General features: G+C 61.2%; 8 protein-coding genes. 3 read left to right on the top strand and 5 right to left on the bottom strand.

All coding sequences use genetic code 11. From position 1 onward, the window contains the following. Nucleotide 1: 1 nt before the first annotated feature. Complete coding sequence (locus tag AOA59_RS07680; protein WP_099486694.1) at nt 2-733, top strand: alanyl-tRNA editing protein; 732 nt, start codon at nt 2-4, stop codon at nt 731-733. Between the two features lie 61 nt (nt 734-794). On the opposite strand, the gene AOA59_RS07675 is transcribed toward AOA59_RS07680, so the two are convergent. Next, nucleotides 795-1826 (bottom strand): hypothetical protein, encoded by a 1032-nt coding sequence (locus AOA59_RS07675; protein ID WP_143522762.1) that lies wholly within the window; start codon nt 1824-1826, stop codon nt 795-797. Between the two features lie 207 nt (nt 1827-2033). On the opposite strand from AOA59_RS07675, the gene AOA59_RS07670 reads away from it, so the two are divergent. Together AOA59_RS07670 and AOA59_RS07665 are read left to right on the top strand one after the other, a co-directional pair. After that, on the top strand, nt 2034-3779 hold the full coding sequence (locus AOA59_RS07670; RefSeq protein ID WP_056861573.1) for an ABC transporter permease subunit: 1746 nt from the start codon (nt 2034-2036) through the stop codon (nt 3777-3779). Between the two features lie 14 nt (nt 3780-3793). Continuing rightward, nucleotides 3794-5116, top strand: coding sequence for an AAA-associated domain-containing protein (locus AOA59_RS07665; RefSeq protein ID WP_065929890.1), 1323 nt, complete (start codon nt 3794-3796; stop codon nt 5114-5116). A 165-nt stretch (nt 5117-5281) separates the two neighbouring features. Here the strand turns inward: AOA59_RS07665 and prpD are convergent, their stop codons facing one another. The 4 genes from prpD to prpC all read right to left on the bottom strand — a co-directional run bounded on the left by prpD (nt 5282) and on the right by prpC (nt 12073). After that, nucleotides 5282-6766, bottom strand: coding sequence for a 2-methylcitrate dehydratase (gene prpD, locus AOA59_RS07655; protein ID WP_099486687.1), 1485 nt, complete (start codon nt 6764-6766; stop codon nt 5282-5284). Between the two features lie 200 nt (nt 6767-6966). After that, nucleotides 6967-8157 (bottom strand): 2-methylaconitate cis-trans isomerase PrpF, encoded by a 1191-nt coding sequence (gene prpF, locus AOA59_RS07650; protein WP_069787998.1) that lies wholly within the window; start codon nt 8155-8157, stop codon nt 6967-6969. A gap of 10 nt (nt 8158-8167) precedes the next feature. Beyond that, nucleotides 8168-10762 carry a Fe/S-dependent 2-methylisocitrate dehydratase AcnD gene (gene acnD, locus AOA59_RS07645; protein WP_099486685.1) on the bottom strand — a complete coding sequence of 865 codons (2595 nt, stop codon included), beginning with the start codon at nt 10760-10762 and terminating at the stop codon, nt 8168-8170. Between the two features lie 183 nt (nt 10763-10945). Beyond that, the gene (gene prpC, locus AOA59_RS07640) at nt 10946-12073 is read right to left on the bottom strand and encodes a 2-methylcitrate synthase (RefSeq protein ID WP_065929894.1); all 1128 of its coding nucleotides are present in this window, start codon (nt 12071-12073) and stop codon (nt 10946-10948) included. Between the last annotated feature and the right edge of the window lie 18 nt (nt 12074-12091).

Raw genomic sequence — 12091 nt, 5'->3', positions numbered from 1 at the left:
CATGTCCGTGCATACCATGGAAACCCTGGCGCTGTTTGACAGCGCGCCCTACCAGAACGCTTTCAACGCCCGGGTGATTGCCGTCAGCGAACAGGGCATTGCCCTGGAACACACGCTGTTCTACCCCACCAGCGGCGGGCAGCCGGGCGACACCGGGCACCTGACCCTGGCCGATGGCACGCGGGTCAACGTGACCGGCACCGTGCGCGACCCGGTGTTGCGCTCGATCATCTGGCACCAGGTTGAACATTGCCCCGAGCAATTGACGGCTGGCGTACAGGTGGATGCCGGCCTGGATTGGGAACGGCGCTACCAGCACATGAAAATGCACACCTGCCTGCACCTGCTGTGCTCGATCATTGATGCGCCCGTCACCGGCTGCAGCATCAGCGCAGACAAAGGCCGCCTGGACTTCGACTTACCGGAAATGACCCTCGACAAGGACAGCATCACCCGCGACCTCAATGCCTTGATCGAACAAGCCCATGGGGTGAAAACCTTGTCGATGCCCGCTTCGGAATACTCGACCCTGCTGCAGATCACCCGCACCCAGGCGGTGGCGCCACCGGTCATCCAGGGCTCAGTGAGGGTAATAGAAATCGCCGGGATCGATATCCAGCCATGCGGTGGCACCCATGTGATCAACACCGAAGAAATCGGCCGGGTGTTCTGCGAAAAAATCGAGAAGAAGAGCAAGCACAACCGCCGGGTGATCCTGCGGTTTGAGGGATAAAGTACGCAATTCGGCTAAGCGTGGGCGCCGGAGACCACGCTTGCCGCAGTGAAGCTAAGCCCTACTGTTTCGCCTCATCAAGGTGTTTTCTCAACACCTTTACCTGTTCCTCAAGCATTGAAATTTGCGTGCTGTAATAGGACTTCATCTCAGCAATACCCGCTTCGATATTAGCGTTGTCCACCCTGAATTGATCAGAGGTGGGCGCTGCCTGCGTGGGTGACTCGCTGGCCGAATCCGCCGGCTCATCGCGGGTGGTCATCATGGACTTATCCGTAGGCGCCGTCGGCGTCCGGGTTTCAGCTGTGCTCATCGTCTTGACGTGCTCAGTCATACTTTTAAGCTCCTTGCCCAACGCTTCAAAGGCCTGCGTCATCTGCTGCATCAGCCTGCTGATATCTGCGCGTAACTGCGTATTCAGCTTGAGTGCCTCCTCAAGATCCTGACCCTGGGCAACTTCAGTTGTCTGACCGTCCGGAACAACCGGGTTAACCGGTTCCTGAGATGTTTGAGGCAGTTCGATGGGAGCCTCATCGGCGCCTTTGCGTGGAGCACTCAGTTGCTCACGCAGTTCGACAATTTCGTTTTTGAGTTTGACGATCTTGCCCTCGCACTCTGTGATAAACGCCTTGAAGTCGATCAGGAGCTGGTTATTTTTACCCACCAACTCCAGCGTCTCATCCTGTGAGCCCGCCTTTTGCAATTGCGGCGGGTTAACGAGGGTGCTGTGGCTCGATAACTGACCGCGCTGCTCTGGCGTCATGGGGGGCCGAGGCGCTGCAGCATCGCCCTGTGTGCCGACATCACTTGAGGTATCGGCCTTGCTGTCCTGACGGGGCGGCTTCGAATGTTGAGACGCTTCGTGGCCCACAGGGTAATTCGTTTGTGGCGGGGGATTTACGCTAATCATAAGATGCTTTCTCAAATCCAGATAATGCTGAGTGGTGGGTTGGCAGAGACTTGCTGCGGCAAGCGATCTGACCCATTGATTGGCATTTGTCTGAAAGCGGTTCCTGAAATACAGGATGTGTGGGTAGCTAATTATGTCGGCAGCACAATCAGCCCTTTCCGGAAGGTTGATCAACTCAGGCAAAACGGATGCCCAAGCCGCAGTTCGTACAGGAAACTGACAGCAAATTTATGCGCTTGTAACATTCAGAAACGTACAATCCCGCCTGCAACCTCTCGTTGCCCCTGACTCACGAACACAGCGCCCGCCCTTCTCGGTGGGGCATTCGTGCAGCAGCTAAGCTCACCCCCATTACGCCCCTGAACCTGAACGCTGCAGGACTGAATGCCTATGAACAAAGTGTTCCGCGATTACCTGCCGGCATCCACTCTGCGCTTGCTGCCCAACCGCTGGGATCTGGTCGCGCTGCCGCTGGTGATCGGCTTTCTGCTGTTTTTCTCCCTCACGGCCCGGGAAACCTGGGCGCCCATCGCCACGTTGCAGAGTGAAGTCATTTCCCTGGACCCGGCCAACTTGCCGGAATACGCAATGCGCACCACGATGCGCATGCTCGCGGCCATGGTCGCGGCGCTGGTGTTCACCTTGCTGTACGGCACCCTGGCGGCCAAAAGCCGGCGCGCTGAAAAGCTGCTGGTGCCGGTGCTCGATATCCTGCAATCGGTGCCGGTACTCGGCTACATCTCATTCACGGTGACGTTCTTCCTGCTGCTGTTCCCCGGGCGCGTACTCGGCGCCGAGCTTGCGGCGATTTTTGCGATCTTCACCAGCCAGGCCTGGAACATGACGTTCAGCTTCTATCAGTCGCTGCGCATGCTGCCCCACGACTTGGTGGAGGTGTCGACCAACCTGCGGCTTTCCGGCTGGCAGAAATTCTGGAAGCTCGATGTGCCATTCGCCATGCCGGGGCTGGTGTGGAACATGATGATGAGCATGTCCGGCGGCTGGTTCTTCGTGGTGGCTTCCGAAGCCATCACCGTCGGCGACAAGACCATCACCCTGCCGGGCGTCGGTTCGTACCTGGCCTTGGCGATCGCCCAGAAAGACCTGCACGCCGTGGGTTACGTGATTTTGGCGATGATTGTGGTGATCCTGCTGTACGACCAGTTGCTGTTCCGCCCGCTGGTGGCCTGGGCTGACAAGTTCCGCATGGAAACCACCGCATCCCAGGGCGCGGCGCCACAATCCTGGCTGTTGAACCTGATCCAGCGCACGCGCATCGTGCAGCGCATCCTGCGCCCCATCACCCGTGCCTTCAGCCGGATCGGCAATAAGCGTTTCAGCCTGGCGGGTGGTGCGTTCAAGGCGTTGCCGGCTGAAACACCGGCGGCGTCAAAAGTGATCGACTGGGTGTGGGGCACGCTGATTGCGCTGCTGGCCGCGTATGCGCTGTACCACATCGTGCAATACGTCGGCACCGAAGTGACCTTCGCCGAAGTCGGCCATGTCTTTGTACTGGGCCTGATCACCTTGCTGCGGGTGGCCGGGCTGATCCTGATCGCCTCACTGATCTGGGTGCCGTTGGGCGTGATGATCGGCTTGCGCCCTGCGTTGGCGGAAAAAATCCAGCCGTTGGCGCAGTTTCTCGCGGCCTTCCCGGCGAACCTGTTGTTCCCGGTGTTTGTGATCGTGATCCTGCACTACAACCTCAACCCGGATATCTGGCTGAGCCCGCTGATCGTGCTGGGCACCCAGTGGTACATCCTGTTCAACGTGATTGCCGGCGCCAGTGCCTTCCCCAATGACTTCAAGGAAGCCGCCGCCAACTTCCGCATTCGCGGCTGGCTGTGGTGGCGCAAGGTGATGCTGCCGGGGATCTTCCCCTATTACGTCACCGGCGCCATTACTGCCTCGGGCGGTGCCTGGAACGCCAGCATCGTGTCCGAGTACGTGTCCTGGGGCCAGGACAACGTGGTCGCCCATGGGCTGGGCGCCTACATCGCGCAAACCACCGCCGCCGGCGACTTTCCGAAAATTGCCCTGGGCGTGGTGGTGATGTCGATTTTCGTGGTGGCGTTCAACCGCGCGGTCTGGCGACCGATGTACGCCATCGCTGAAAACAAACTTCGTCTGAATTGATGGGATTCGCTGTGATGACTACCTACACCGAAAACACTGCCGATACCCCGCAAATCTACTCGCTGAAAAACGTGAACCGGGTATTCGGCAAAGGTAAAGACGAGCTGCAAGTACTCAGCGGCGTCGACTTGAGCCTGCACGAAGGCGAGATCGTCGGCATGCTTGGCCGCTCCGGCTCGGGCAAATCCACCCTGCTGCGCATTATCGCCGGGCTGATCCAGCCGTCATCCGGCGAAGTTCGCTACAACGGCGCGCCGCTCAACGGCCCGGCCGAAGGCGTGGCCATGGTGTTTCAGACCTTTGCGCTGTTCCCTTGGCTCACCGTGCTGGAAAACGTCGAAGCCGGCCTGCAAGCCTTGCAAGTCGAGCGCAAGGAAACCCGCCGGCGCGCCTTGGCCGCCATCGACTTGATCGGCCTCGACGGCTTTGAAAACGCCTACCCGCGCGAGCTGTCCGGCGGCATGCGCCAGCGCGTGGGGTTTGCCCGTGGCCTGGTGGTCAACCCGACGCTGTTGCTGATGGACGAGCCCTTCTCGGCCCTTGACGTGCTCACCGCCGAAACCCTGCGTACCGACCTGCTGGACTTGTGGAGCGGCAAGCAGTTGCCGATCAAGTCGATTCTGATCGTGACCCACAACATCGAAGAAGCGGTGCTGATGTGCGACCGCATCCTGGTGCTGTCATCCAACCCCGGCCGCGTGGTCGCCGAGATCAAAGTGCCGTTCGCACACCCGCGCAACCGCCTGGACCCGACGTTCCGGCAAATGGTCGATGACATCTACGCCCTGATGACCGACCGACGCAGCGCCGATGCCAGCCGTGGCATACCCGAGCTGAAAATGGGCAGCCTGCTGCCGGAGGTGTCCACCAACCTGATGGCCGGCCTGATCGAAACCCTGGCCGCCGAGCCTTACAACGGCCACGCCGGTTTGCCCACCGTGGCCGAACGGCGCTTGCTGGAGGTCGATGACCTGTTTCCGGTGGCCGAGATGCTCGAGCATTTGGGTTTCGCTGAACTCAAGGGCGCCGACATCACCCTCACCGACGCCGGCAAGCTGTTCGCCGACTACGGCACCCAGGAACGCAAAACCCTGTTCGCCGAGCATTTGATCAAACACGTGCCCCTGGCCGCGCGGATACATCAGGTGTTGCTTGAGCGCAGCGGGCACCGCGCGCCACGGGTGCGCTTCGAGCAGGAGTTGGAAGACTCGATGACCGAAGCGTTCGTGGAAAAAACCCTCGAAAGCGTGATTGCGTGGGGGCGTTATGCGGAGATTTTTTCGTATGACGACCATACCGAGACGTTTAGCCTGGATGATGTGGAAGGCAGTATGTAACGGCGTGAAGTCGACCATTTTCTATTGAGCAACACCGAAACAATGTGGGAGCTGGCTTGCCTGCGATGCAGACAACTCGGTCCTTCAGCTACACCGAGGTGATGCTATCGCAGGCAAGCCAGCTCCCACAAAAGCCCCGCTCCCACATTGGATACGGGGTGTTTGTCAGATTACGAACAGGTCCACAAACCGATTCACCGGCGTGGCCTCAAGCCGCGCCTGATCCTTGCACAACGCAAAAATCTCGCCACTGCGCTGCGCGGTAAACCGCGTGGCCAGGTTGGCCTTGAACTTGTCCTCCAACAACGGAATGCCATCCACCCGACGGCGACGATGCCCAATCGGGTATTCCACCGCGACCTGCTCGGTGTGGGTGCCGTCCTTGAAAAACACCTGCACGGCATTGGCGATGGAGCGCTTGTCGGCCTCCAGGTATTCGCGGCTGTAGCGCAAGTCCTCAACGATCTCCATCTTGTCACGCAGCTCATCGATGATCGGGTGCGCCGCGTGGAACTCATCTTCGTACTGCTCGGCCACCAGATTGCCGAAGGCCAACGGCACGGCAGTCATGTATTGCAGGCAGTGGTCGCGGTCGGCGGCATTGGCCAGTTTCCCGACTTTGGAAATGATGCGAATCGCCGACTCATGCGTGGTGATCACGATGCGTTCGATTTCATGCAGACGCTCCTTGACCAGCGGGTGCAAGGTCACCGCCGCCTCACAGGCCGTTTGCGCATGGAACTCGGCCGGAAAGCTGATCTTGAACAACACGTTTTCCATCACATAGGTGCCATAAGGCTGGCGCAGGCTGAACCCACGCTTGTCCTCAGGCTTGAGTGCGAGGTCTTTGTTGGTGTGGCTGAACAGCACGTCATAAAAACCCCATTGCGGCGCGCTCAGCACACCGGGAATGCCCATCTCGCCGCGCATTGCGATATCGGCCAGGCGCACGCCACGGCTCGATGCATCCCCGGCCGCCCAGGATTTGCGCGAACCGGCATTGGGTGCGTGGCGATAGGTGCGCAGCGCCTGCCCATCGACAAAGGCGTGGGACAACGCCGACAGCAGCTGTTCACGGTTGGCGCCCATCAGCTTGGCGGTGACCGCCGTGGAGGCGACTTTCACCAGCAACACATGGTCGAGGCCGACGCGGTTGAAGGAATTTTCGAGGGCAATCACGCCCTGGATTTCGTGGGCCATGATCATCGCTTCCAGCACCACACGCACGGTCAGTGGCGCGTCACCGTTGGCCACACGTTTTTGCGACACGTGATCAGCCACGGCGAGGATGCCGCCGAGGTTATCCGAAGGGTGGCCCCATTCGGCGGCGAGCCAGGTGTCGTTGTAGTCGAGCCAGCGCACGATGCAGCCAATGTCCCAGGCAGCCTTGACCGGGTCCAGGCGCAATGAGGTGCCCGGCACGCGCGCGCCGAACGGCACGACGGTGCCTTCGACAATCGGCCCCAGGTGCTTGGTGCACTCGGGAAAACGCAGGGCCAGCAGGCCGCAGCCGAGGGTATCCATCAGGCAGTTGCGGGCGGTGTCCAGGGCGTCCCGGGAATCGATATGGTAGTTGAGGACATAGTCGGCAATGTCCTGCAGGACCTGGTCGTAGTCGGGGCGGTTGTTCTGGTCGACGTTGGCGCTCATGGCAGTACTCCAAAGTGGGTTGGGGTTAGTCCTCGGGCTCACGGTTATTGGAAAGCAGATCTTGGGTGTCTGCCTTGAAATAGAGAATCACCTGTGGGAGCCGGGCTTGCCCGCGATGGCATCACCTCGGTTCATCTGAAACACAGAGGTGATGCCATCGCAGGCAAGCCAGCTCCCACACAAGCCAGCTCCTGCAAGGGTTAGAACGCGTCGCCGGGCACGCGCACGAAACCTTCCATCAGCACCCGTGCGCTGCGGCTCATGATGGCTTTTTTCACCACCCATTCGCCGCTAACCTGGGTGGCCTCGGCGCCCACGCGCAAGGTGCCGGACGGGTGCCCGAACCGCACCGCGTTGCGCTCCACACCACCGGCCGCGAGGTTGACCAGGGTGCCGGAAATCGCCGCCGCCGTGCCAATCGCCACCGCCGCCGTGCCCATCATCGCGTGGTGCAGCTTGCCCATGGACAGTGCGCGCACCAGCAAATCCACATCACCGGCCTTGATTGCCTTGCCACTGGACGCCACGTAATCCAAAGGTTTGGCCACAAACGCGACCTTCGGCGTGTGCTGGCGCTGGGCGGCTTCGTCCAGGTGTTTGATCAGGCCCATGCGCAACGCGCCATAGGCCCGCACGGTCTCGAACATCGCCAGTGCTTTCGGGTCGCTGTTGACCGCGCCTTGCAGCTCGGTGCCGGTGTAGCCGAGGTCTTCGGCGTTGATGAAAATCGTCGGGATGCCGGCGTTGATCAGCGTCGCCTTGAAGGTGCCGACTCCCGGCACTTCCAGGTCGTCGATCAAGTTGCCGGTGGGAAACATCGAGCCACCGCCACCCTCTTCTTCCGCTGCCGGGTCCATGAACTCCAGTTGCACTTCGGCGGCCGGGAAGGTCACGCCGTCGAGCTCAAAGTCGCCGGTTTCCTGCACCGCGCCGTCGGTGATCGGTACGTGAGCGATGATGGTCTTGCCGATATTGGCCTGCCACACCCGCACCACCGCCACACCGTTATGCGGCACGCGGGCCGGGTCAACCAGGCCGGCGCTAATGGCAAACGAACCCACCGCCGCCGACAGGTTGCCGCAGTTGCCGCTCCAGTCGACAAACGGCTTGTCGATCGAGACCTGACCAAACAGGTAGTCCACGTCGTGATCGGCGCGGGTACTTTTGGCCAGGATCACGGTTTTGCTGGTACTGGAGGTCGCACCGCCCATGCCGTCGATCTGCTTGTCGTAGGGGTCAGGGCTGCCGATGACCCTTAACAGCAAGGCATCGCGAGCAGCACCCGGCACCTGCGCCGATTCGGGCAGGTCCTTGAGGCTGAAAAACACGCCCTTGCTGGTACCACCACGCATGTAGGTGGCGGGGATCTTGATTTGCGCTGCATGTGCCATGGTTATCCCCTCAAGCGGTCGCCGCCGATTCCAGGAAGTCCTGGGCAAAACGTTGCAATACGCCGCCCGCCTCGTAGATCGACACTTCTTCGGCGGTGTCCAGGCGGCACGTCACCGGCACTTCGACACGTTCGCCATTCTTGCGGTTGATCACCAGCGTCAGTTGCGCACGCGGAGTGCGTTGGCCAACCACGTCATAGGTTTCGCTGCCGTCGATCTTCAGTGTGTGGCGGTCGGTGCCCGGCAAAAACTCCAGCGGCAACACACCCATGCCCACCAGGTTGGTGCGGTGGATGCGCTCGAACCCTTCGGCGGCAATCGCCTCCACACCGGCCAGGCGCACGCCTTTGGCCGCCCAGTCGCGGGACGAGCCTTGGCCGTAGTCGGCGCCGGCGATGATGATCAGCGGTTGCTTGCGTTCCATGTAGGTTTCGATGGCTTCCCACATCCGCGTGACCTGGCCTTCGGGCTCGACACGCGCCAGGGAACCCTGCTTGACCTTGCCGTTTTCCAGCACCATTTCGTTGAACAGTTTCGGGTTGGCGAAGGTCGCGCGCTGGGCGGTCAAGTGGTCGCCGCGGTGAGTCGCATAGGAGTTGAAGTCGACTTCCGGCAGGCCCATTTTCGCCAGGTATTCGCCGGCGGCGCTGCCCGGCATGATCGCGTTGGACGGCGACAAGTGGTCGGTGGTGATGTTGTCCGGCAGCACCGCCAGCGGGCGCATGCCCTTGAGCGGCCGCGCACCCGCCAACGCACCTTCCCAGTACGGTGGGCGACGGATATAGGTACTTTGCGGGCGCCAGTCGTACAGCGGCGCGACTTTGGGGCCGGTGTCTTCGTGGATCGCGAACATCGGGATATAGACGGCGCGGAACTGCTCCGGCTTGACCGAGGCCTTGACCACGGCGTCGATTTCTTCGTCGCTCGGCCAGATGTCTTTCAGGCGGATTTCCTTGCCGTCGGCATCCAGGCCCAGCACGTCCTTTTCGATGTCGAAACGGATGGTACCGGCAATAGCATAGGCCACTACCAGCGGCGGCGACGCCAGGAAGGCTTGCTTGGCATACGGGTGAATACGCCCGTCGAAGTTACGGTTACCCGACAAAACGGCCGTGGCGTACAGGTCGCGGTCGATGATTTCTTGCTGGATCACCGGGTCAAGCGCTCCGGACATGCCGTTGCACGTCGTGCAAGCAAACGCCACCACGCCGAAGCCGAGCTTGTCCAGCTCATGGCCCAGGCCGGCTTCTTCCAGGTACATGGCCACGGTTTTCGAGCCCGGCGCCAGCGAGGATTTGACCCAGGGTTTGCGCGTCAGCCCAAGCTGGTTGGCATTACGTGCCAGCAAGCCTGCGGCAATCACGTTGCGCGGGTTGCTGGTGTTGGTGCAACTGGTAATGGCGGCGATGATCACCGCGCCGTCGGGCATTTGCCCCGGCACTTCGTCCCACTGGCCGGAGATGCCTTTGGACGCCAGATCACTGGTCGCCACGCGCGCATGCGGGTTACTCGGGCCGGCCATGTTACGCACGACGCTGGACAGGTCGAAGGTCAGGCCACGCTCGTATTGCGCGCCCTTGAGGTCGTCTGCCCACAAGCCGGTATGGCGGGCGTATTGCTCGACCAACGTGACCTGTTCGTCTTCACGGCCGGTGAGTTTCAGGTAGGCAATGGTTTGCTGGTCGATGTAGAACATCGCGGCGGTAGCGCCGTATTCCGGGGCCATGTTGGAGATGGTCGCGCGGTCGCCCAGGGTGAGTGCCGAAGCGCCTTCGCCGAAGAACTCCAGCCACGCACCCACGACTTTCTGTTTACGCAGGAACTCGGTCAGCGCCAGCACCATGTCGGTGGCGGTGATGCCCGGTTGCAGCTTGCCCGTCAGCTCCACGCCGACGCTTTCCGGCAGGCGCATCCACGAGGCGCGGCCGAGCATTACGCTCTCGGCTTCAAGGCCGCCGACGCCGATGGCGATCACGCCCAGGGCATCCACATGGGGCGTGTGGCTGTCGGTGCCGACACAGGTGTCGGGGAAGGCCACGCCATCGCGTACCTGGATCACCGGAGACATTTTCTCCAGGTTGATCTGATGCATGATGCCGTTGCCCGGCGGGATCACGTCGACGTTCTTGAAGGCCTTTTTGGTCCACTCGATAAAGTGAAAACGGTCTTCGTTGCGACGGTCTTCGATGGCGCGGTTTTTCTCGAACGCCTGCGGGTCAAAACCACCGGCTTCGACGGCCAGGGAGTGGTCGACGATCAGTTGGGTCGGCACCACCGGGTTGACCTGCGCCGGGTCACCGCCTTGCAGGGCAATGGCATCGCGCAGGCCGGCGAGGTCGACCAGCGCGGTCTGGCCGAGGATGTCATGGCACACCACACGCGCCGGGAACCATGGGAAGTCGAGGTCGCGCTTGCGTTCGATCAGTTGGCTCAGGGAAGCGTTGAGGGTGGCCGGGTCGCAGCGGCGTACCAGGTTTTCGGCGAGCACACGCGAGGTGTACGGCAAGGTGGCGTAGGCGCCGGGGGTGATTGCCTCGACAGCCGCACGGGCGTCGAAGAAATCCAGGCGGCTGCCGGGCAGCGGTTTGCGAAATTCAGTGTTCATCGTCAGGACTCGGTCACGGTAGGTTCACAAGGCGAACTGTCGACACTGGCCTGGCTCTCTGTGGGAGCTGGCTTGCCTGCGATGGCATCACTGCGGTGTGACAGGTACACCAGGGTGATGCCATCGCAGGCAAGCCAGCTCCCACAGAACAGCACATTGGCCAATGTGCCGGGTTCAGCCTACTCAGCGACGTTCGATTGGCACGAACTTGCGCTGTTCTACGCCGATGTACTCGGCGCTTGGACGGATGATGCGGTTATTGGCGCGCTGCTCGAACACATGCGCGGCCCAGCCGGTCAGGCGCGAGCACACGAAGATCGGTGTGAACAGCTTGGTCGGGATGCCCATGAAGTGGTACGCCGAGGCATGGTAGAAGTCGGCGTTGGGGAACAACTTCTTCTGCTCCCACATGGTCTTGTCGATAGCCTCCGAGACCGGGAACAACACCTTGTCGCCCACCTCATCGGCGAGCTTTTTCGCCCAGCCCTTGATCACTTCATTGCGCGGGTCGCTGTCTTTATAGATCGCGTGGCCAAACCCCATGATCTTGTCTTTGCGCGCCAGCATGCCGAGGGTGCCTTCGACGGCTTCTTCGGCCGAGCCGAAACGCTCGATCATCTCCATCGCCGCTTCGTTGGCGCCGCCGTGCAGCGGGCCACGCAACGAACCGATGGCGGCGGTCACGCAGGAATACAGATCGGACAGGGTTGAAGCACACACGCGGGCAGTGAAGGTTGAGGCGTTGAATTCGTGCTCGGCGTAGAGGATCAGCGACACGTTCATGACCTTCTCGTGCAACTCGCTGGGCTTCTTGCCATGCAGCAGGTGCAGGAAGTGGCCGCCGATGCTCGGTTCGTCGGTCACGCAGTCAATCTTCTTGCCGTCGTGGCTGAAGCGATACCAGTAGCACATGATCGCCGGGAAAGCGGCGAGCAGGCGGTCGGTGACATCGTGCTGGGCGCTGAAGTCTTTCTCGGGCTCGATATTGCCCAGGAACGAGCAACCGGTGCGCATCACGTCCATCGGGTGGGCATCGGCGGGGATGCGTTCCAGCACTTCCTTAAGCGCTTGCGGCAGGTCGCGCAGTTTGCTGAGTTTGGCGCTGTAGGCGGCCAATTCGGTTTTGCTCGGCAATTGGCCGTAGAGCAGCAGGTAGGCGACTTCTTCAAATTGCGCATCGGCGGCCAGTTCACGCACGTCGTAGCCGCGATAGGTCAAGCCGGCACCGGCCTGGCCGACGGTGGACAGTGCGGTCTGCCCGGCCACTTGGCCACGCAGGCCGGCGCCACTCAGTACTTTTGCTTCAGCCATGGTTCTTCTCCAATTTTG

The organism is Pseudomonas sp. 2822-15, assembly GCF_002742515.1.
Lineage (GTDB): Bacteria > Pseudomonadota > Gammaproteobacteria > Pseudomonadales > Pseudomonadaceae > Aquipseudomonas > Aquipseudomonas salomonii.
Note: the sequence above shows the minus strand (reverse complement) of the source record. Positions and strands in the feature narration are given on the sequence as shown.